This window comes from Bradyrhizobium sp. PSBB068 (assembly GCA_016839165.1).
GTDB lineage: Bacteria > Pseudomonadota > Alphaproteobacteria > Rhizobiales > Xanthobacteraceae > Bradyrhizobium.
This window is the reverse complement of record CP069300.1, coordinates 1,374,952-1,396,000: the sequence shown is the minus strand read 5'-3', so window position 1 is coordinate 1,396,000 and position 21,049 is coordinate 1,374,952. Positions and strand designations below refer to the sequence as shown.

At 64.3% G+C, this 21,049-nt stretch carries 22 protein-coding genes; 11 read left to right on the top strand and 11 right to left on the bottom strand.

The features are described 5' to 3' along the window. Window positions 1-79 precede the first annotated feature (79 nt). Together JQ507_06635 and JQ507_06630 are read left to right on the top strand one after the other, a co-directional pair. A complete protein-coding gene (locus JQ507_06635) occupies window positions 80-433 on the top strand; it encodes a hypothetical protein (GenBank protein ID QRI71175.1) in 354 nt (117 codons plus the stop codon). Window positions 434-603: 170 nt separating this feature from the next. Next, entirely contained in the window at window positions 604-1,023 is a 420-nt protein-coding gene (locus JQ507_06630; protein QRI71174.1) for a hypothetical protein, read from the top strand. An 81-nt stretch (window positions 1,024-1,104) separates the two neighbouring features. On the opposite strand, the gene bfr is transcribed toward JQ507_06630, so the two are convergent. Further along, window positions 1,105-1,593: a bacterioferritin gene (gene bfr, locus JQ507_06625; GenBank protein ID QRI71173.1), complete on the bottom strand. Its 489-nt coding sequence runs from the start codon at window positions 1,591-1,593 to the stop codon at window positions 1,105-1,107. Window positions 1,594-1,806: 213 nt separating this feature from the next. Beyond that, a complete protein-coding gene (locus JQ507_06620; GenBank protein QRI71172.1) occupies window positions 1,807-2,079 on the bottom strand; it encodes a (2Fe-2S)-binding protein in 273 nt (90 codons plus the stop codon). 387 nt (window positions 2,080-2,466) lie between these two features. Between JQ507_06620 and JQ507_06615 the strand changes: the two genes are divergently transcribed. Together JQ507_06615 and JQ507_06610 are read left to right on the top strand one after the other, a co-directional pair. Then, a complete protein-coding gene (locus JQ507_06615) occupies window positions 2,467-2,772 on the top strand; it encodes a hypothetical protein (GenBank protein QRI71171.1) in 306 nt (101 codons plus the stop codon). Between the two features lie 237 nt (window positions 2,773-3,009). Next, window positions 3,010-3,294 carry a hypothetical protein gene (locus tag JQ507_06610; protein QRI71170.1) on the top strand — a complete coding sequence of 95 codons (285 nt, stop codon included), beginning with the start codon at window positions 3,010-3,012 and terminating at the stop codon, window positions 3,292-3,294. 399 nt (window positions 3,295-3,693) lie between these two features. Here JQ507_06610 and JQ507_06605 read toward each other — a convergent pair whose 3' ends face one another. After that, window positions 3,694-4,926 (bottom strand): lytic murein transglycosylase, encoded by a 1,233-nt coding sequence (locus JQ507_06605; GenBank protein ID QRI71169.1) that lies wholly within the window; start codon window positions 4,924-4,926, stop codon window positions 3,694-3,696. An 83-nt stretch (window positions 4,927-5,009) separates the two neighbouring features. Here JQ507_06605 and JQ507_06600 point away from each other — a divergent pair, with 83 nt between their 5' ends. After that, on the top strand, window positions 5,010-6,101 hold the full coding sequence (locus JQ507_06600) for a toll/interleukin-1 receptor domain-containing protein (GenBank protein QRI71168.1): 1,092 nt from the start codon (window positions 5,010-5,012) through the stop codon (window positions 6,099-6,101). 234 nt (window positions 6,102-6,335) lie between these two features. Here the strand turns inward: JQ507_06600 and JQ507_06595 are convergent, their stop codons facing one another. Together JQ507_06595 and ettA are read right to left on the bottom strand one after the other, a co-directional pair. Continuing rightward, window positions 6,336-6,920, bottom strand: a complete 585-nt coding sequence (locus tag JQ507_06595) for a TIGR00645 family protein (GenBank protein QRI71167.1) — start codon at window positions 6,918-6,920, stop codon at window positions 6,336-6,338. Between the two features lie 169 nt (window positions 6,921-7,089). Then, the gene (gene ettA, locus JQ507_06590; GenBank protein ID QRI71166.1) at window positions 7,090-8,739 is read right to left on the bottom strand and encodes an energy-dependent translational throttle protein EttA; all 1,650 of its coding nucleotides are present in this window, start codon (window positions 8,737-8,739) and stop codon (window positions 7,090-7,092) included. Window positions 8,740-9,011: 272 nt separating this feature from the next. Between ettA and JQ507_06585 the strand changes: the two genes are divergently transcribed. Beyond that, entirely contained in the window at window positions 9,012-9,251 is a 240-nt protein-coding gene (locus JQ507_06585; GenBank protein QRI71165.1) for a hypothetical protein, read from the top strand. A 123-nt stretch (window positions 9,252-9,374) separates the two neighbouring features. After that, complete coding sequence (locus tag JQ507_06580) at window positions 9,375-10,337, top strand: D-2-hydroxyacid dehydrogenase family protein (protein QRI71164.1); 963 nt, start codon at window positions 9,375-9,377, stop codon at window positions 10,335-10,337. 72 nt (window positions 10,338-10,409) lie between these two features. Here JQ507_06580 and JQ507_06575 read toward each other — a convergent pair whose 3' ends face one another. Beyond that, the gene (locus JQ507_06575) at window positions 10,410-11,654 is read right to left on the bottom strand and encodes a L,D-transpeptidase family protein (protein QRI71163.1); all 1,245 of its coding nucleotides are present in this window, start codon (window positions 11,652-11,654) and stop codon (window positions 10,410-10,412) included. A gap of 331 nt (window positions 11,655-11,985) precedes the next feature. Here JQ507_06575 and JQ507_06570 point away from each other — a divergent pair, with 331 nt between their 5' ends. Beyond that, the gene (locus tag JQ507_06570; GenBank protein ID QRI71162.1) at window positions 11,986-12,807 is read left to right on the top strand and encodes a hypothetical protein; all 822 of its coding nucleotides are present in this window, start codon (window positions 11,986-11,988) and stop codon (window positions 12,805-12,807) included. A 111-nt stretch (window positions 12,808-12,918) separates the two neighbouring features. Here the strand turns inward: JQ507_06570 and sseA are convergent, their stop codons facing one another. Genes sseA through JQ507_06555 form a run of 3 tightly spaced genes read right to left on the bottom strand, consistent with a single transcriptional unit; the run spans window position 12,919 to window position 15,450 of the window. After that, the gene (gene sseA / locus JQ507_06565; protein ID QRI71161.1) at window positions 12,919-13,776 is read right to left on the bottom strand and encodes a 3-mercaptopyruvate sulfurtransferase; all 858 of its coding nucleotides are present in this window, start codon (window positions 13,774-13,776) and stop codon (window positions 12,919-12,921) included. A gap of 29 nt (window positions 13,777-13,805) precedes the next feature. Beyond that, window positions 13,806-14,219, bottom strand: a complete 414-nt coding sequence (locus tag JQ507_06560) for a rhodanese-like domain-containing protein (protein ID QRI71160.1) — start codon at window positions 14,217-14,219, stop codon at window positions 13,806-13,808. 55 nt (window positions 14,220-14,274) lie between these two features. Beyond that, on the bottom strand, window positions 14,275-15,450 hold the full coding sequence (locus tag JQ507_06555) for a VWA domain-containing protein (GenBank protein QRI71159.1): 1,176 nt from the start codon (window positions 15,448-15,450) through the stop codon (window positions 14,275-14,277). A 309-nt stretch (window positions 15,451-15,759) separates the two neighbouring features. Here JQ507_06555 and JQ507_06550 point away from each other — a divergent pair, with 309 nt between their 5' ends. From JQ507_06550 to JQ507_06540, 3 genes are all read left to right on the top strand, one after another. Further along, window positions 15,760-16,005, top strand: coding sequence for a GlsB/YeaQ/YmgE family stress response membrane protein (locus tag JQ507_06550; protein QRI71158.1), 246 nt, complete (start codon window positions 15,760-15,762; stop codon window positions 16,003-16,005). A 92-nt stretch (window positions 16,006-16,097) separates the two neighbouring features. After that, complete coding sequence (locus JQ507_06545) at window positions 16,098-16,940, top strand: MoxR family ATPase (GenBank protein QRI71157.1); 843 nt, start codon at window positions 16,098-16,100, stop codon at window positions 16,938-16,940. A gap of 90 nt (window positions 16,941-17,030) precedes the next feature. Beyond that, window positions 17,031-18,533 (top strand): NAD(P)/FAD-dependent oxidoreductase, encoded by a 1,503-nt coding sequence (locus JQ507_06540; protein QRI71156.1) that lies wholly within the window; start codon window positions 17,031-17,033, stop codon window positions 18,531-18,533. 193 nt (window positions 18,534-18,726) lie between these two features. On the opposite strand, the gene JQ507_06535 is transcribed toward JQ507_06540, so the two are convergent. Together JQ507_06535 and JQ507_06530 are read right to left on the bottom strand one after the other, a co-directional pair. Next, window positions 18,727-20,370: a GMC family oxidoreductase N-terminal domain-containing protein gene (locus JQ507_06535; GenBank protein ID QRI71155.1), complete on the bottom strand. Its 1,644-nt coding sequence runs from the start codon at window positions 20,368-20,370 to the stop codon at window positions 18,727-18,729. 29 nt (window positions 20,371-20,399) lie between these two features. Then, window positions 20,400-20,993 (bottom strand): GNAT family N-acetyltransferase, encoded by a 594-nt coding sequence (locus tag JQ507_06530; GenBank protein ID QRI71154.1) that lies wholly within the window; start codon window positions 20,991-20,993, stop codon window positions 20,400-20,402. Window positions 20,994-21,049 lie beyond the last annotated feature (56 nt).

Genomic DNA, 21,049 nt, shown 5'->3' with positions numbered 1-21,049 from the left:
TCGTGCCTAATCGCGCAAACACCGGATTCGCGCGCGGGCGTTGCGCGGATCACGCACAAGGTTTTCGCGGAGGAATGCGATGCGAAGGCTGACGCATGGCGCGGTGCTCGCGTGGCTCGCCGTCATGGCGGGCGCTGCGCTGGCGTTCGACAACGGCCAATACGACAATGTGCCGCCCGATATCCGCGCCTGGTTCAAGAGCGTGATCGCACCGAACGGCGTGCCCTGCTGCGACATCTCCGACGGCCATCGCACGAACTATGATGTTCGGGGCGGCGCCTATTGGGTGCCGATCGAGGGCGAATGGATGATGGTGCCGGAGCGCGCCGTGATCCGCGATCGCGGCAATCCGGTCGGCGAGGCCGTGGTGTGGTACGTGCACCACCGCGGCGGCATCATCATCAGCTGCTTCGTTCCGGCAGACGCCGTCTGAAGCGACTCGCAGCCATTGCGCGCAGCCCCGCACGAGATCGCGTCAATTTGAGACAATTACTCCCTGTTAACCTTACTTTTTAACCAATAATTAAGGATGAGTTTGCGGGCGCTGCGCGACGCGGCCTAGCGTCCGCACAATGCTCCGTAACCACGAGTTGGTGCGTGCCCATGGCGTATCGAAGATATCGAACAGGCGGGGCGCTGCTGGCGTCCCTCGGCGTTGCAGCACTGCTGCTTGCATCCTCGACCGAGACTGATGCGAGATCCGGAACGGCGCCGCGCGGCACGTTTTCCGCGCACCACCCGGCCTTCCGCCACCATGTGCGGGTGCCCGGCATCGTGTTGCCGGGAACGAGCGGATATTACGACGACGCGCTGGCCGCCGCTCCGATCGCCGAAGTCCCGGCGCCGGCCTCGAACGACGTCCGCTACACCTACACCCAGGACGTGCCATGGGATTGGGCGCACCGCTATCCGCCGGCCGTGGTGCCGTCGGATCGCCCCTATGTGTCGAGCTGTCCCACCGAGACCGTGACGGTGCCCGGACGCGGCGGCGACCGCACCATCAACATCACGCGGTGCTACTGACGTCGCCGCGCCAATCGGGATCGCAAAAGCAAAGAGGCCGCCCGCAAGGACGGCCTCTCGAATTTTGCAGCGACCAAGCGGTCAGTGATCCTCGCCCTTCAGATGACCGACGTGCTTTTGGGTGTAGAGCTCAAGGCCAATGCGCTTGATGAGGTCGAGCTGGGTCTCAAGGAAGTCGATGTGGTCTTCCTCGTCCTTCATCAGCTGCTCGAACAGGTCGCGGCTGACATAGTCCTTGACGCCGTGGCAATAAGTCGCGGCCTCCTGGTAGAGCGTGCGGGCGCCGATCTCGGCGGCGAGGTCACACTCGATGATCTCCTTGACGTCCTGGCCGATCTTCAGCGGATCGAGCACCTGCAGGTTCGGGAAGCCGTCCAGAAAGAGGATGCGATCGACGAATTTGTCGGCGTGCTCCATCTCCTCGATGGACTCCTTGCGCCAGACCTTGCCCATCTCCAGGAGGCCCCAATTGTTGAGCATCCGGTAATGCAGCCAATACTGATTGATGGCGGTCAGTTCGCTGCGCAGCCCCTTGTTCAGATAGTCGATGACCTTCGGGTCGCCTTGCATTGATCCACTCCACCTGTCGCGGCTACCGTTGGCCAGCGTAAATTTAGAACGCTTCTAAATCAGATTGCCGGGGAGAGCAACCCGTCGCGGAAGCGGCGCGTGGATAACCGGATTTGGTTGGCGGGGCGAAACGTTGCCGCCGACCGGACAGGCCGGCTCGCAGGAAGAAACGACAACAAAGCGGAAGAGGCTGGATCGGAACCTAAAGCCAGTTCAGCAGGCCGCGAGCGCGAACTCGGCCGGCTCGGCGTCTTCGTTGGCGGCGTGCGGGTGGCCGCTGTGAGGGCAGCCGGAGCAGCAGGCCTTGGCGCAGGGACCGAGCGCCTCGTCGATGATCGCCTTGATGGTGCGCGCGCAGCGGCCGCATTCGGCGCTACAGCCGAGGCAGCCATACACCTGCTTGGCATTTCGTGTCACGGACCCGCCACCATTGACGGCATTGCGGACATCGTGGTCGCTGAGGACGTTACAGGAACAGACAATCATCAGAGGAGGCAGGTCCAACGGGTGATGCTTGGCAATATGGATATTGTCGGGCCCGGCCGGATGCAAAAGGAAAAAGCCGTTCTTGTAGCAATTCCAAACTGATGCGGGATTCATATTGGAATGAATCTAAATCGGCCGAGCCGGGCTTTCGGGAATAGGAAGCGCGCCTGGCGGGTCTAGCGGCCAAATCCGGCTTCGCACGCCACAGCCCCCCGGTTCACTGCTTCACTACAGGCTTGTGCGTTGCAAGATATGCCAAAAGCTGCAAGCATTTGGTCGCGAATACGGCAGCGTCGTTCATTGATCATTCAAGCGGAATATGGAACCCTTCAGGCGAGACAGATCGCCAACGCACGCTGTCCCTGCCCCCGTGAGAAAGGTGAGGTCATGAAGAAGACATTGCTGGCGCTTTGCGCCGCCGCCACTCTGGCGGTTTCGGCTGTGGCGGTGCCCGCCCCCGCCCAGGCACAACGCGGTGTCGCCGCCGGCGTCGCTGCGGGATTGATCGGTGGCGCCATCGTCGGTGGCGCGATCGCTTCGCAGAACGGCTATTACGGTCCCGGCTATGGCTACTACGCGCCCGGTCCGGCCTACGTCGCCGAGCCCGGTTACGGTCCCGATTGCTTCTGGCAGCGCCAGCGGTTCTGGGACGGCTACACCTGGCGCATTCGCCGCGTCCGCGTTTGCGATTGATCGCCGTTCATCTCGATTAATTCAAACCAGATGTCCCGGAAAACCGACTGTTTGTCCGGGACATCTGCCGTAGAAGGCCAGAAAAAACCGCTTTTCTGCGCGATGAGCCTGCCGACGTTTACTTTCGGTTGACTGTTCTGCGCTGTTTAGCAAGACAGCAGTTCGAGATCAGCGTGCGAGTCACCTAAAACCCGGCGTCGGACCACGACGCCACCACCTTCCAGGAGAGCCAAAGACATGAAGAAGACTTTAGCTGCCCTCGTTGCCGTTACCACGCTTGCCGGTTCGCTGGCGGTTGCTCCGGCTGCCAAGGCTGGTGATGGCGGCGCCATCGCGGCCGGCGTTGCCGGCGGCCTGATCGGCGGCGCCCTGCTCGGCGGCGCGATTGCTGGCGCCCGTCCTGCTCCGGTCTATGTCGCACCGGCACCGGTTTACGTCGAAGAAGCTCCCTGCCGCTGGGTTCGTGAGCGCTTCTGGGACGGCTACGGCTGGCGCTTCCGTCGCGTCCAGGTTTGCGACTGATCGACCGACACGGTTTCAGCATCACACTCGAAAACCCGGCCTCACGGCCGGGTTTTTGTTTCTGGGCCGCGAAACAATCCCGGCGGTCGTCCTTGAGGCCCGTTGTTTGCGCATGATCTCCGCGCGCGCGCGGTTCCGCGTTTGTCGCGAGGGAAAACCGCTTCGCACCCTTCCGGATCATGCCCTAAATCCTGATGAGATTGGGTTGAGCTGGAACGGCATCGAAAGTTCACCTCTCCCTTGGGAGAGGTCGATTTGCGCAGCAAATCGGGTGAGGGGTTGCGGTCTATCGAGAGAGCAAGAGCCCTCACCCGGATTGCTGCGCAATCCGACCTCTCCCCACCGGGGAGAGGTGAAGCAAGACCGCGCCAGGCCTATTCAACCAAAATTCATCCCGCTTTAGCGCTGCCCGTTCATCGCGCGCAGCACCGCTTCGCTCGGCCAGCAGTCGACCTTCAGCCCGGCCTGCTTCTGATAAGCGCCGAGCGCCGCGCGGGTCTGCATCCCGGCCTTGCCGTCGAGCTTGTCCTTGTAGAGCCCGATCTTGGTCAGCTGCTGCTGCATCGCCTCGACATCGGCGGAACGGAGCTGCCTGGACGCCGACCACGGCGTCGCGAACGGCTGCGGGCTCGTCATCCGGTCGGCGAGATGGCCGACGAACAGCACGTAGAGGTCGGAGAAATTGTATTCCTTGATCACGAAGTAGTTCGGCGTGGTCAGGAAGGCCGGGCCGTAGATGCCTTCCGGCTGCAGCAGCGAGGCCGATTGCGCCTGCTCGGTGGCGCTGAGCCTCAGCCCCCGCACCGGCACGAAGCCCGCCCGCAGCCACTGGCTGATCGGTTTTGTCACTTCGGGCACGCCCATCGTGCAGTCGGCATTGGCCGGCGCCGTGACCTCGTAGGCCCAGCGCACGCCGGGCTGCCAGCCCTTGTTGACGAGCTGCTGCGCGGCGGAGGCGAGCGCGTCCGGCACCGAATGCCAGATGTCGACCTTGCCGTCGCCGTCGAGATCGACGCCGTGCTTGTAGTACTCCGACGGCAGGAACTGGGTATAGCCGGTCGCTCCCGCCCAGGACGAGCGCAGCTCCTTGCGCGTCACCACGCCCTCACCGAGGATCTTCAGCGCGAGGATGAACTCGGTGCGGTACTGATCCTTGCGGCGGCCGACATAGGCCTGCGTCGCCACCACGCGCAGCGTGTCGTAGGGCAGCGCGTAGCGGCCGTAGTCGGTCTCGCGGCCCCAGATCGCCAGCACGATCGGCGCCGGCACGCCGAACCGCTTTTCGATCGCGTCGAGCGACGAGCGATACTTCTGCAACAGCCGCTGCCCCTCGGCGGCCAGCCGCGCGATCGAGGCCTCCTTGATGTAGTCGGCCGGCACCTGCACGAACTCGGCCTGCGCCGGCGCGCCGGTCTTGGGACGTCCGGGCAGGATCAGATCGGGCAGCTTGTAGTCGGGCTCGAGCGAGCGCGTCTCGCGATCGAAGGTTTCACGCGACACGCCGGCCGCCTTGGCCTCCGGCCACAGCGAGGCGATGAACTGGGTGAACGCGGCGTCGGCGGCGTATGCCGGCCGTTGCAGCGGCGCGCAAAGCAGCACCGCGCATGCGACAATGGTGGCTGGCCATCTCATGATCGATCTCACCCTGCAAAAACCGGCATTGCGACGTGGATTCGGCAATTGTCAGAATTCAATTCTGGGTGGTAAGTTTTGCAATGCGCATATTTTTGTCATTTCCCTCCGAATTGGAATTGCAGGCTGGCAACATCGCTCAGTCCCTGCGCAATTGCGACCACGACGTTTTCTTTTCGCATGACGATCTCCCACCGGGCGACAGCTTCGATGCGCGGGTCGAAAAAGCCATCGAAAGCAGCGATTTTATGGTGTTCCTGATCAGCCCGGAATCGGTGACCAGGGGGCGCTACACCTTGAGCGAGCTCGCCTTCGCCAAGACCAAATGGCCGAACCCGAGCAATCGCGTGCTGCCGGTGATGATGGCGCCGACCCCGCTCGACCAGGTCCCGACCTATCTCAAGGCGGTCACGATCCTCGAACCCCAGGGCAGCGCCGCCGCCGAGACGCGGGCCGCGGTGGATCGCATGCTGGAAGCCAAGAACGCGCAGTCGCGCGACCGGCCGAACCTCGCCTTCCTCGTGCTGGCGTTGGCGTCCGCCATCGCGTGCAGCCTGGTCACGACCTATGCGCTCAACGTCCTGCAATATTCGTTCGTCGCCTCCGACGCCGGCGGAATCACGATCCTGCCCGGTGTGATCTTCGGCGCGGCGATCGCGACCTGCAATGTCGTGTTTGGCGCGAAGGACCGATTTCAGCTGGCGCTGGTGGTCGCAATCACGACCGTGGCATGGATCGCGGCCTACGATGCCAGCGCCATCACGCTTCAGGCGCTCGGCCAATACACCAAGACCGTGCCGGTGGACGGCGACGCCGCGAGCCCGGCGCGGATCACCGAGACGCTCGATAACAATCCGTTGATGGGTTACCTGATCGGCGGCATCGGCGGCGCTGTCGGTGGAGCAATCACCATTCTCGGCGTGCTGCTGGCCAACCCTGCGTTCAGGCGGATCGACAGCGTCGTGGTGACCTGGATCGCCGCTGTCGCGGCTGGAACCATCTACGGTGCAATCGTCAGGCTGCCGCCCCTGGCGGGCTGGCTGGTGCTGTTCGGCGTCTGGCAGACCGCGTTCATCCTGGCCATGGCCCGCGGATTTCCGCGCGGCGCGGCGCAGATCCCCGAATGGCTCGGCAGATCCGCCCCGGCATTGTTCGGCTCGCGCGCGGCGCGATGACGCAACGCTAACATCCCGTGTAGATGATGTATTTGGATTGAATCGCGTTGGCTGCGCACTCGCTTCACCTCTCCCAGTGGGGAGAGGTCGATTTGCGAAGCAAATCGGGTGAGGGGCCGCAACTCTAACGAGAGACCGTAAACCCTCACCCGGCGCTACGCGCCGACCTCTCCCAATGGGAGAGGCGAACCTCCGCTGCCAATCCAGTTCAACCTCATCTCATTTCACCACGCGCTAATGCCCCGCCTGCTGCTTGGCGCCCTCGATCGAATCGTTCGACAACTTGTCGACGAGAGCGATGCCGATGGCCGACAAGATGAAGACGCAGTGGATGATGGTCTGCCACATCACGCCGGTCTCGGTGTAGGTGCCCTTGCCCGACGACAGCGCGCCGGCCTCGATGAAGGTGCGCAGCAGATGGATCGAGGAGATGCCGATGATCGCCATCGCCAGCTTGATCTTCAGCACGCTGGCATTGACGTGGCTGAGCCATTCCGGCTCGTCGGGATGCCCTTGCAGATTGAGGCGCGAGACGAAGGTCTCGTAGCCGCCGACGATCACCATCACCAAGAGGTTCGAGATCATCACGACGTCGATCAGGCCGAGGACGGCGAGCATGATCTGCTGCTCGCTGAAATCGAAGGCGTGGGCGAACAGGTGCCACAGCTCCTTCAGGAACAGCACGACATAGACGCCCTGGGCGATGATCAGGCCGACATAGAGCGGCAATTGCAGCCAGCGCGATCCGAAGATCAGCATGGGAACGGGACGCAGCGACCGGCCCTTGGCGGGGGCGCGCGCCTCGGAAATAGCGGACATGTTGGAGTGCTCGCAGGATTCGATTTGCGGGAGCGCTCTATCTACGCAATCCCGCGCGCTTGAAAAGCGACAACTGGCCGCAGATTGCGCCGCGATGCCGTCACGATCCTGCAAATGAAGCAGCGGTCGGACGCACCAAGGTTGGCCGCGTCCGCCCCCCTCGTTCAGATCACCGCGTCAGCTTCTTGTACTTCACGCGGTGCGGAATGATGCTGTCCTGGCCGAGCCGGCGCATCTTGTCCTTTTCGTAGTCCTGGAAGTTGCCCTCGAACCATTCGACGTGGCTGTCGCCTTCGAAGGCCAGGATGTGGGTCGCGATGCGGTCGAGGAACCAGCGATCGTGGCTGATGATGACGGCGCAGCCGGCGAAATCCTCCAGCGCCTCTTCGAGCGCGCGCAGCGTGTCGACGTCGAGGTCGTTGGTCGGTTCGTCGAGCAGCAGCACGTTGGCGCCGGACTTCAGCATCTTGGCAAGATGCACGCGGTTGCGCTCACCGCCCGACAGCGCGCCGACCTTCTTCTGCTGGTCGGCGCCCTTGAAGTTGAACGACGAGCAGTAGCCGCGCGAGTTGACTTCCTTCTTGCCGAGCAGGATCAGCTCGTTGCCGCCGGAGATCTCCTCCCACACCGTCTTCTTGCCGTCGAGCGCGTCGCGCGACTGGTCGACATAGCCGAGATGCACGGTCTCGCCGACCGTGATGGTGCCCTTGTCGGGCGTCTCCTGCTTGGTGATCATCTTGAACAGCGTGGTCTTGCCGGCGCCGTTGGCGCCGATCACGCCGACGATGCCGCCAGGCGGCAGCTTGAAGCTGAGGTCGTCGATCAGCAGCCGATCGCCAAAGCCTTTGCTGAGGCCTTCGAAGTCGACGACGTTGGCGCCGAGCCGCTCGGCGACCGGGATGATGATCTGCGCGGTCTGGGTCTGCTTCTCGCTCGCCTGCTTGAGCAGCTCCTCATAGCGCTGGTAGCGCGCCTTCGACTTGGCCTGACGGGCTTTCGGCGACGACGCCACCCATTCCTGCTCACGGGCCAGCGTCTTCTGGTGCGCGGCGTCCTCGCGGCCTTCCTGCTCGAGCCGCTTCTGCTTCTGCACCAGCCAGGACGAGTAGTTGCCCTCGTAGGGAATACCGCGGCCGCGGTCGAGCTCGAGGATCCAGCTCGTGACGTTGTCGAGGAAGTAGCGGTCGTGGGTCACGATCAGGATCGCGCCGGGATAGTTGCGCAGATGGCCTTCCAGCCATGACACCGACTCGGCGTCGAGATGGTTGGTCGGTTCGTCCAGCAGCAGCAGTTCCGGCTGGTCGAGCAGCAGGCGGCACAGCGCGACGCGACGGCGTTCACCGCCCGAGAGCTTGGTGACATCGGCATCGTCGGGCGGGCAGCGCAGCGCGTCCATCGCCTGGTCGACCTTGCTGTCGAGATCCCACAGGCCCTGCGCCTCGATCTCGTCCTGCAACTTGGTCATCTCGTCGGCGGTCTCGTCCGAGTAGTTGACGGCCAACTCATTGTAGCGGTCGAGGATCGCCTTCTGCTTGGCGACGCCCTGCATGACGTTTTCACGAACCGAGAGCGAGGCATCGAGCTGCGGCTCCTGCTCAAGATAGCCGACGCGGGCGCCCTCGGCGACCCAGGCCTCGCCGTTATATTCCTTGTCGAGACCCGCCATGATCTTGAGCAGGGTCGACTTGCCCGAGCCGTTGACGCCGAGCACGCCGATCTTGGCGTCGGGGTAGAAGCTCAGATGGATGTTATCGAGCACCTTGCGGGTCGGATACGCCTTGGTCAGACCCTGCATGAAATAGATGAACTGGCGAGCCATCCGCTGTCCCTGGAATTGATCCGATTTGTGGAAATTTTGCTGCCGCCGATGTAACGGCCGGCCCCCGAAAGCGCAACCGCGGGGCGTGCGTTTTCCATCCGTTCACCACGTTTCGTCCGCTCGGCACGGGTGACTACGGGTTCGCGGCCATGTGCGCGCGGAATCACGACAATTGAAACCATCTTTTAATAAATCAGGCCAAAACTCGTCTGCAACGCCGAAAACGGCGACTTTTCGCGGCAGAACCGCGACCAGACAGTTGAGGCCGCGTCATGGCTACCATCATATCCGCACCTCTTTCGCGCCCGGCGATCAAGGCCGAGGCGACGCCGTTCGCCGAATTCCGCGCCTTCTGGCGGGCCTTCGTCGCCAAGGCTTTCAATCCCTACCGCCCGGAACTGCACTATATGCGCGGCCCCGGCCCGGCCTGCCGCGCCAAGCAGATGGCGCTGTCGCCGGCGGTCCGATCGATGCTCGCCGATATCCGGACCGCGAAAACGCGCAAGCCGTGAGCCGCGTGACTATCGCCGCTTTTTGAAACCGCAGCCGCTTGCGCGCCCCCCGATTGCGCGCGACCATCAGGAGATCCCGACGGTGATTTTTTGCCGTCGCCCTCACCCTGAATGGACCTCCCGATGACGCGGCTCCGCTGTGCAATCCTCGACGACTATTTCGACATCGCGCGTTCGGTGGCGGACTGGCCCGCAATCAGCGATCGCGTCGAGGTCACCGTGTTCGACAAGCCGTTCGCGAGCGAGGCGGAAGCAGCGGCCAAGCTCGGGGAATTCGACATCATCTGCGCGATGCGCGAGCGCACGGCGTTCCCGAAGAGCCTGCTCGACGCGCTGCCCAAGCTGAAGCTCCTCATCACGTCGGGCATGCGCAACGCCGCAATCGACATGGACGCCGCCAAGGAACGCAAGGTTGTGCTGTGCGGCACTCAATACAGCCGCGATCCCACCGCGCCTTTGACCATGGGCCTGATCCTGGAATTGACGCGCGGTATCGGCCGCGAGAACGCGCGCATGCATGCCGGCGAGGCCTGGCAGACCTTTGCCGGCACCGAGATCGAGGGCAAGACGCTCGGCGTCATCGGCCTCGGCAAGCTCGGCAGCAAGGTCGCCGGCATGGCCAAGGTGTTCGGCATGAACGTGATTGCCTGGAGCCCCAACCTCACGCCGGAGACGTGCAAGGAAGCCGGCGTCGGCTACGCCGGCAAGGACGAATTGTTCGCGACATCGGACATCATCACCATCCATGTCGTGCTCAGCCCGCGCTCGCGCGGACTGGTCGGCGCCGCTGATCTCGCCCGGATGAAACCGTCGGCCTATCTCGTCAACACCGCGCGCGGGCCGATCGTCGACGAGGACGCGCTGCTCGCGGCGCTGCGCGAAAAGAAGATCGCCGGCGCCGGCATCGACGTGTTCTCGACCGAGCCGCTGCCGACAGACCACCCGCTCCGCAAGCTCGACAACGTGGTGATCACGCCGCATCTCGGCTACGCGACGCGCGAGAGCCTGCAGGCGCATTATCAGCAGATGGTCGCCTGCATCGACACCTTCACCAAAGGCGGCGAGCCGCCGCGGCGGCTGGCCTGAGACCGGACCTGCCGGCAACAAAAAAGGCGCGCTGTTCGCGCGCCTCTTTCATGATGAGTTTTGCCTGTCGGCCTAGCGGACCGTGACCGGTGCGGGCAGTGGCTGCACCGAGGTCGGCTGCGTGCCGGGCAGCGGCGCGGCCTGGGCCTGGGTCGGCGCGGGGGCGATCGGGTTGGGCGGCGGCGCGGCGGAAGCCGTCGTCGTTCCCGGGGCTGCGCCGCCGGGCAGCACAACCACGCGGGTGCCGACCTTGGCGCGTTCAAACAGGTCTGAGACGTCCTCGTTCAGCATGCCGATGCAGCCGGACGAGACGAACTTGCCGATGGTCGACGGCTGGTTGGTGCCGTGAATGCGGTACACGGTCGAGCCGAGATACATCGCGCGGGCGCCGAGCGGGTTGCCGGGTCCGCCGGCCATGAAGCGCGGCAGATAGGGCTGACGCTCGATCATTTCCGTCGGCGGATGCCAATCCGGCCACTCGGCCTTGCGGGTGATCTTCTGCACGCCGGTCCAGGTGAAGCCATCGCGGCCGACGCGGACGCCGTAGCGGATCGCCCGGCCATTGCCGAGGACGTAATAGAGATAGGTGTTCGGCGTATCGACGACGATCGTGCCTGCCGGCTCCTTGGTCGCGAACGCCACTTCCTGGCGACGCAGGTTCGGCGGCAGTTGCGCCGGTCCGTCTTCCGGCTGCTCGTCTACCGGCAGCGCTGCGATCTGCAACGGCTTGCCGTTGGCATCGACCGGCGCTTGCTGCTGCGGCACGGCTCCGGTCACGCCCTCGGGCGGACGCATGCCGCCGCGGTCGTCGCCATAGGACACGCCGGCGGCGGGAACACCATTGTCGCGGTTAGCCTGTTGCGGGCCCCCACGATCGCCATAGATCACCGGCGGCGGCCCCATCGGACGGCCGTAACGCGGATCATCGGGCGACATCACCGGGCCAGTCGGCGCACCACGGTCGGAATAGACCGGAGCGTTCATCGGACGGCCGTAGCGCGGATCGTCCGGCGACATCACGGGACCGGTCGGCGCACCGCGATCGGAATAGACGGGCGCATTCATCGGACGGCCGTAGCGCGGGTCGTCCGGGGACATCACCGGGCCGGGCGGCGGCAGCGCGGCCGAATTGCGCGGCGCATCGTCATCGTCGTTGATGGCGTCGAAATCCGGCATGTTGCCCTGCGAGTAGGGCTGCGGCGCGACCGAATAGGACGGGCCTTGGGGAGCCGGGTACCCCTGCTGCGCACGCGCGAGCGAGGTTCCCGCCAGGCCGAGAGCCGTGGCAGCGCAAATCGTCAGAATGCGGTTGATCATCATTGCTCTATAATAGTCCCCAAGCCACACCGGACTGTTAACGGCCCAATGCAGGAAGATAGCGGCGCATTCAAGACAAATCCGCGAAATCCAGGCCATTTCGGGCATTTGTGATTTTGCCGTCAACGCTGCGGCAAAGATGTCTCATGGGTCGGGATTGTTTGTCCACGTGCCCAAAGTCATCAATCACGCGCATTTTGTAACAAACAGTCTCCGGGGGTTGCGATATCTTCGAATCGGCCTGATTCGCGTCCGCGACGCCGGCTTTCTGTGTGGTCACCGCGTTCCCTCGACATCAAAGACCCTCCCGGACAAGGGGGAACCCGCGCCCATGCTCCCTGGCCTTCGTTTCCTGTTCGCCGCCATCGTGCTGGCGACATCGCTCCTGGTGTTCGGGCTCGGGGCCGCCGCGCTGTTTCGCGCGGCGCATGAGGAATTCGCCAGCATTCCGGCCCGCAGGGCCCCGCCCGAACCGCAATTCGCGCAGCAGCCCGAGACCCCGCCGGTGCTTGCCATGGTGCGGGTCGATCCGCCGGCCACGGACAAGACGACGGATGTTCCCGCTCCGGCCGAACCGGCCGCATCCGCACCGGCGCCTGCCGAGGCCCAGCCTGCGGCCGAGCCGGAGAAGCTCGCCGCGGTGAAGGTAGATGATGCGCCGCCGCCTGCCTCCTCCAAGGCCGAACCTCAGGCCGTGGAGACGCTCGCGCCGGCGCAATCGACCGAGATCGTTCCGCAGCCTCCGACCCCGGATCCGTCGCCGGCATCGCAGCCGGCGCCTGCCGCAGCCGAACTGGCACCGGTCGCTGTCGAACCCAAGGTCACCGCGATTGCCGATCCGCCCGCCGCAACCGGCGAGCCCGCGGCCGCAGCACCCGCGATGGCTGCGCCGGAGCCGGCACCGCTGCCGTCACCCGGGGCCATCGCAGCCGCCACCAGGATCGCAACGTTGGGTGGACCCGAAGTTGTCGTCGAACAACCGGCAGCGCCGAAAGCCACTGAGGCGAAGAAGCCGGAGCGCAATGCGACCAGCAAGCCGGCTCGTCGCAAGGAAAGGCGGCGGATCGTCCGCGTGCGGCCGGTTCAACAGGTTGTTCAGCAGCAACTCGACCCGTTCGGCAATCCGACCCTGGTGCCGCTCACCCGGCGCTAAAGCGCGATGAGATCAGGTTGAATCGTCATCGCGCTTCAGATTCTTGTTTAAGCATGATCTTTTCGGAAAACCGCTTCGCACTTTTCCGGATCATGCTTTAGGAGTCATTTATCAGGCCGGCCCGGTCGCGATCGGCGGGCCGCTTGCTTGGCCCCATTCCGACCACGAGCCGTCATAGAGCGCAGTGTCGGTGACGCCGATCCGGTAAAGCGCGAGCGTCAGCACGCCGGCCGAAACGCCTGAGCCGCAGCTGGTCACGATCGGCGCATCGAGCTTCACGCCGGCACCCGTGAACGATCTGCGCAGGTCGTCGAGCGGCCTCATCTCGCCGGTCGCGGCATCGAACAATTGGCTATAGGGCACGTTGCGGGCGCCCGGGATGTGGCCGGCGCGGATACCCGGCCGCGGCTCTGCCGCGCGGCCCTCGAAGCGCTCGGCGGCGCGGGCATCGATCACCTGCTCCTTGCGGCTTTCGACATTGGCGATCATCTGCTCGATGCTGCGCACCCGCTTCGGATCGTAGCTTGCGTGGAACGTCGCAGGCTTCGGCTTCACCTCGCCGCTCTCGACCGCCCTGCCCTCGGCGCGCCACTTCTTGAGGCCGCCGTTGAGGATGCGCACGTTGCGATGACCGTAGGACAGGAACATCCACCAGGCGCGGGGTGCTGCGACCCAGCCGCCGGCGTCGTAGATCACGACGGTGTCGGCATTGCTGACGCCGAGCCCGCCGACATCGCGGCCGAACTGCTCGGCGCTCGGGAACATGTGCGGCAGCGGATTGGAATGATCCGACACCGCGTCGACGTCGAAGAACACGGCGCCGGGCAGATGGGCTGTAAGATAATCATCCTTCGGCAGCGGCAGCACGCCGGGCAGCTTGAAGGTCGCATCAAGGAGCTTGACGTTGGCATCGCCGAGATGCGCGGCCAGCCATTCGGTCGAAACGAGCGGATCGTCGGCAACGGTCATGATCTGATGTCCTTGCGGCCTGAGGCTGTTCAGCCCTTCTTCTTCGGCTCCCACGCCTCGATCGGACCGCCGGCCTCGCGCCAGGCGGCGAAGCCGCCGCCCATATGGGCGACCGGCTTCAGGCCCATATCCTTGGCGGTCTTGGCAGCGAGCGCCGAGCGCATGCCGCCGGCGCAGTGGAAGATGAACTTCTTGTCTTCCTGGAAGATCGGCTTGGCGTAGGGGCTGTTCGGATCGATCCAGAATTCCAGCATGCCGCGGGTGCAGGAGAACGCGCCGGGGATCTTGCCGTCGCGCTCGATCTCGCGGGGGTCGCGGATATCGACCATCACGACGTCGTTCTTGCCGATCAAGGTGATCGCGTCGGCCGCGCTGATGGTCTCGATCTCGGCATTGGCGTCGTCGATCATCACCTTGATGCCGCGGTGGATGTTCTGGGGCATGGGACTCTCCCTGGGTGTTGTTGGCGTGCCTGGCGGCGCGCGACGCCTCTAGCGTTTACCGCACCAGCTCCCGCATCGCGTTCTCCAGCCCCTCGATCGTGATCGGATACATGCGCTCGGAGAACAGGCGGCGGATGATGGTGGTCGATTCCGAATAGTCCCAGTGCTTCTGCGCCACCGGATTGAGCCACACCGCGTGCGGATAGGTGCGGATGATGCGATCGAGCCAGACCGAGCCGGCCTCTTCATTGACATGCTCGACCGAGCCGCCGGGCACCATGATCTCGTAGGGCGACATCGAGGCGTCGCCGACGAACACCACCTTGTAGTCGTGCGGGTACTTGTGCAGCACGTCCCAGGTCGGCGTGCGATCGGTGAAGCGCCGCTTGTTCTGCTTCCAGACGCCTTCATAGAGGCAGTTGTGGAAGTAGAAATATTCCATGTGCTTGAATTCGCTCTTGGCGGCCGAGAACAATTCCTCGACCTGCTCGATATGCGAATCCATCGAGCCGCCGATATCGAAGAACACCAGCACCTTGACCGCGTTGCGCCGCTCCGGGCGCATGTGCACGTCGAGATAGCCGTGGTTGGCGGTCTCCTTGATCGTAGTGTCGAGGTCGAGCTCGTCGGGCGCGCCGGTGCGCGCGAACTTGCGCAGCCGCCGCAGCGCGACCTTGATGTTGCGGATGCCGAGCTCGACATTGCCGTCGAGATCCTTGAACTCGCGCTTGTCCCACACCTTCACGGCGCGGTTGTTGCGGTTCTTCTCCTGCCCGATGCGTACGCCCTCGGGATTGTAGCCATGGGCGCCGAACGGCGAGGTGCCGGCGGTGCCGATCCACTTGCTGCCGCCCTGGTGGCGGCCCTTCTGTTCCTCGAGCCGCTTCTTCAAGGTCTCCATGAGCTTGTCCCAGCCCATGGCCTCGATCTGCTTCTTCTCTTCCTCGGTGAGATATTTCTCGGCGAGCTTCTTCAGCCACTCCTCGGGGATCTCTGCCTTGCCCATGGCGTCGAGCAGGCTCTCCAATCCCTTGAACACGGTGCCGAACACGCGGTCGAACTTGTCGAGGTTGCGCTCGTCCTTCACCAGGGCGGCGCGCGACAAATAATAGAAGTTCTCGACCGTCTGTTCGGCGAGGTCGGCGTCGAGCGCTTCCATCAAGGTCAGATATTCCCGTAGCGTCACGGGGACCTGGGCGTCGCGCAGTGATGTGAAGAACTGCAGGAACATGGCTACTTAGATCGCCCGCCCTGCCGGTGCCGTCAAGGGCCCCCCGCCGTGCTCCATCCCGGGATCAGCCATCCACTTTCACCTGCCTCCCGGGTTGGACGTCCGCTCGCCGGGCACAGTCGCACTCGGCCGGGCGCGCCGCGCAACGCGGCCGGTCATTCCGCGGAGCGGAAAGATGACGCCCGACATTCCATACCGATAGCGTTCCCGGGACCGCTGCGCTGCGGAATCCACGCTAGACCGGCCGGGTTTTTCAACTAGAATTGTATGTGACGGAGCATTGACGCAGAACGGCGTGAGGCGGTTTGAATGGGTATTATTGCAGCACTCGTGATCGGCGCGATCGCCGGCTGGCTCGCCGGACAGATCGTGCGCGGCGCGGGTTTTGGGCTGATCGGCAACATCGTCGTCGGCATCATCGGTGCGCTGGTGGCGAGCTGGCTGTTGCCGCGTTTGGGCATCAGCCTCGGCGGCAGCGCTATCCGCGACGTCATCAACGCGACCATCGGCGCGGTCATCGTGCTGGTGATCGTGTCGTTCATCAGACGCACGTGACCGACAAAATTGCACCCGAACGGCCGCTGTGACAGCGGTCGTTTCATGTTGAGGCCCGAACGGCCGACGAACGAAGCAAGGCAAACAGATCGATGAAATTCACGGGTACCAAGGACTACGTCGCCACCGATGACCTCAAGGTGGCCGTCAATGCCGCCATCGTGCTCGAGCGCCCGCTGCTGGTGAAGGGCGAGCCCGGCACCGGCAAGACCGTGCTGGCCGAGGAAGTCGCCAAGGCGATCGACGCGCCGCTGCTCACCTGGCACATCAAGTCGACCACCAAGGCGCAGCAGGGCCTCTACGAATACGACGCGGTGTCGCGGCTGCGCGACAGCCAGCTCGGCGACGCCCGCGTGTCCGACATCAAGAACTACATCAAGCGCGGCAAGCTGTGGGAGGCCTTCACCCACGAGAAGCGCCCGGTGCTCTTGATCGACGAGATCGACAAGGCGGACATCGAATTCCCCAACGACCTCCTGCTCGAACTCGACCGCATGGAGTTCCACGTCTACGAGACCGGCGAGACCATCAAGGCGAAGCTGCGCCCGATCGTGATGATCACGTCGAACAACGAGAAGGAACTGCCGGACGCCTTCCTGCGCCGCTGCTTCTTCCACTACATCAAGTTCCCCGACGCCGACACGATGAGCCAGATCGTCGACGTGCACTTCCCCGGCATCAAGAAGCGCCTGGTGGAAGAGGCGCTGCGGATCTTCTTCGAGGTCCGCGAGGTGCCGGGCCTGAAGAAGAAGCCGTCGACCTCCGAGCTGCTCGACTGGCTCAAGCTGCTGCTCAACGAGGACATCACGCCCGAGATGCTCAGGGAGCGCGATCCGCGCAAGCTGATCCCGCCGCTGCACGGCGCGCTGCTGAAGAACGAGCAGGACGTGCACCTGTTCGAGCGGCTGGCCTTCCTCAGCCGCCGCGAAGTCTAGTCTCAAAATCGGCAGACGCCGGGGCGATGGCTCCGGCGTTTTGCTTCCAGTGCCCAACGAACAAACCAACCAACAAGAAGACCAGGGAAGATGAACGTTCAGACCCAGATCCGCGCCGCCGAGCCCGTCACCACAGAGCATTTCGACGTCCTGATCGCAGGCGCCGGCATCTCCGGCGTCGGCGCCGCCTATCACCTCACCACACAATCCCCCGGCACCAGCTTCGTGGTGCTGGAGACCCAGAAGACCTTCGGCGGCACCTGGTCGACCCATCGCTATCCCGGCATCCGCTCCGACAGCGACCTGCACACCTTCGGCTATCGCTTCAAGCCGTGGACCAGCGCGCCGATCGCAAGTGCTGAAGAGATCCTGAAATACATGGGCGAAGTGATCGAGGAAAACGACCTCGCCCGCCACATCCGCTATCGCCACACCATCACCGCGGCGAAGTGGTCGAACGAGACCAATCTGTGGACCATCGATGCAACCCGCATCGACACCGGCGAGCGGCTGCGCTTCACCACCAACTTCTTCTGGATGTGCCAGGGCTACTACCGCCACGACGCCGGCTACACGCCCGAGTGGACCGACATGGCCAAGTTCAAGGGCACGGTCGTGCATCCACAGACCTGGCCCGACAACCTCGACTACAAGGGCAAGCGCGTGGTCGTGATCGGCTCCGGCGCCACCGCCGCGACGCTGATCCCGGCGATGGCCAATGACGCCGGCCACGTCACCATGCTGCAGCGGTCGCCGACCTATTTCCGCACCGGCCGCAATGCGATCGAGATCGCCGAGGAGCTGCGCAGGCTGCAGGTCGACGAGCATTGGATCCACGAGATCGTCAGGCGCAAGATCCTGTTCGAGCAGGACGCGTTCACCAAGCGGACCTTCGCCGACCCCGAGGGCGCCAAGAAGGATCTGCTGGCCGCGGTCGAGGCCGTTCTCGGCAAGGACTACGATATCGCCACACATTTCACGCCGAGCTACCGGCCGTGGCGGCAGCGCATCGCCTTCGTTCCGGATGCCGACCTGTTCCAGGCCATCAAGGGCGGCAAGGCCTCGGTCGTCACCGACGAGATCGACCGCTTCACCGAGAAGGGCATCCTGCTCAAGTCCGGCAAGGAGCTCGAGGCCGACATCATCATCACCGCGACCGGCTTCCACCTCTCCGCCAACGGCGGCATCGACTTCGAGATCGACGGCAAGCCGCTCGACTTCAAGGACACCGTGACCTATCGCGGCATGATGTTCACCGGCGTGCCGAACCTCGTCTGGGTGTTCGGCTATTTCCGCGCCAGCTGGACCCTGCGGGTCGACCTCGTCGCCGACTTCGTCTGCCGTATGCTCAAGCACATGAAGGCGACCGGCGCGAACAAGGTGACGCCGGCGCTGCGCCCCGAAGACCACAACATGCCGCTGCTGCCGTGGATCGATCCGGAGAACTTCAACCCCGGCTACATGATGCGCGGCATGCACCTGTTGCCGAAGCGCGGCGACAAGCCGGAGTGGCAGCACAACCAGGACTACTGGGCCGAGAAGGACGAATTCCCGGCGATCGACCTCGAGGACAAGGCGTTCGTCTACGGCTGAGCTGGCTTCTTTCCCGTGACCTAACGGCTCCCCACACTGTCGTCCCGGCGAAGGCCGGGACCCATACTCCGCGGCGGATATTGTCGACGGGACTAGTCATTTCACAGGCGCTCAACAATGCGCATCGGTGGTTATGGGTCCCGGCCTTCGCCGGGACGACGCTGAACGATCATCGCCGCGCCCGGCTCTTGCCTCACGCATACTCCGGCAGCTTGGCCGCCGCCTCGGGCGCCTTGCCGCGGATCATGTCGGAGGCCTTGTCCGCGATCATCAAAGTCGAGGCGTTGAGGTTGGCCGAGATCATCCGCGGCATGATCGAGGCGTCGATCACGCGCAGGCCCTCCATGCCGTGGACCCGAAGCTGGTCGTCGACCACCGCCCACGGCGCGTCGGCCGGTCCCATCCGGCAGGTGCAGCCGGGGTGGAAGGTGGTGGTGCCGCGCTGGGTCGCGGCCGCAAGCAGCTCCTCGTCGCTCGTGACCTTCGGACCGGGAAAGTCCTCATAGGCGAAATACGGCTTGAGCGGCTCGGAGGCGAGCAGCCGGCGTGCCAGCTTCATGCCGGCGACGACGACGCGGCGGTCGATCTCCTCGGCAAGATAGTTGGTCTGGATGATCGGCGGCGCGAACGGATCGGCCGAGCGGATCCGGACATAGCCGCGGCTCTCCGGCCGCTGCTGCCATGAGGCAACCGTCATGCCGGGCTCGTCCTCGAGCTGGCCCTGCACGCCTTCCTTGTAGCTCGCCGGCGTGAAGGTGAGCTGCAGATCGGAGCTCTCGGTGGTCTCGCCGGAATGCCAGAAGCAGTAGACCATGGTCGGCGACAGCGACAGCAGCCCGCGCCGCGTCGTCGCCCATTTGATCGCCTCGCCCCAGAGGCTGAAGCCGCGGCGCAGCTCGTTGATGGTCCGGATGTTCTTGACCCGCGCCACCGAGCGCGGCGCGTAGTGATCCTGCAGGCCCTCGCCGACACCCGGCAGCGCATGGCGCACCTCGATGCCGTGCGACTGCAACAAAGCGGGCGAGCCGACGCCCGACAGCTGCAACAGCTGCGGCGAGTTGTAGGCGCCGCCGGAGAGGATGACCTCCTTGGTGGCGCGGATCTCCAGGGGATCGCCGTGCTTGCCGCCGCGGTTGTAGCGCACGCCGACCGCGCGCTTGCCCTCGAAGATGATGCCGGTGACATGGGCATGCGTGCGCACATCGACATTCGGACGGCGGCGCGCCGGATGCAGGAACGCGGTCGCAGCGCTGACCCGGCGGCCGTTCAGGATGGTGCGCTGGCAGTACGACACGCCCTCCTGGATCTGGCCGTTGTAATCAGGATTGCGCGGAATGCCGAGCGAGACCGCTCCGGCCATGAAGGCCTCGCAGAGCGGATCCTGCCAGTCCATCGTGGTCACGGTGAGATTGCCGTCGCGGCCGCGATAGGTGTCGTCGCCCTCGCCGATCCTTCGCTCCATGCGCCGGAAGTACGGCAGCACGTCGGGATAACCCCAGCCGCGATTGCCGAGCTGCGCCCAGGTGTCGAAATCCTGCCGCTGGCCGCGGTTGTAGATGTGGCCGTTGATCGAGGACGAGCCGCCCAGCGTCTTGCCGCGCGGCGCATAGATGCTGCGCCCTCCGGTGTAGGGACCAGGCTCCTGCTGGTAGGCCCAGTTCACGCTCTTCATGTGGAAGGTCTTGATGAAGCCGGCCGGCAGATGGATGTAGGGATGCCAGTCGCTCGGCCCCGCCTCGAGCACGCACACCCGCGTGCCCGCGTCTTCACTCAACCGATTGGTCAGCACGCTCCCCGCGGAGCCTGCGCCGATGATCACATAATCGAACGTTTCCATCGTCTCGTTTCTTGGCGATGACGTCAGGGTCAACGCACCTTTTCGTGGAGTTGATAATTGAGATGCGCCTTCACCGTCGGCCATTCGCTGGCGATGATGCTGTAAACCACGGTGTCGCGCAACGTGCCGTTGGGCGCGATCTGGTGGCTGCGCAAAATGCCGTCCTGCTTGGCGCCCAGACGCTCGATGCCGCGCCGGCTCTGGTGATTGAAGAAATGCGTGCGGAACTCGACTGCGATGCAATCGAGCTTCTCGAAGGCATGTTGCAGCAGCAACAGTTTGCACTGCGTGTTGACCGCGCTGCGCTGCACACGCTTGGCGTACCAGGTCGAGCCGATCTCGACGCGGCGGTTCGGCGTATCAACGTTCATGTAGGTCGTCATGCCCGAAATCCGGCCTTCGACGTCGAACACCGTGAACGGCAGCATCGATCCGGCCTTCTGCAAGCCGAGCCTGCGGTCGATCTCCTTGGCCATATTCTCCGGTTGCGGAATGGCGGTGTACCAGAGGTTCGAGAGACCACCATCCTTCACCGCTTCGACCAGACCGTCGCGATGATCGTGGGACAGCGGTTCGAGCCGCGCATGTGCGCCGCGAAGGGTGGTCGGTTCAAGCCAGGGCATTTTGTATCCTCTACGTTGAAACGGGCTGCACTCTAACCGTCATTGCGAGCGAAGCG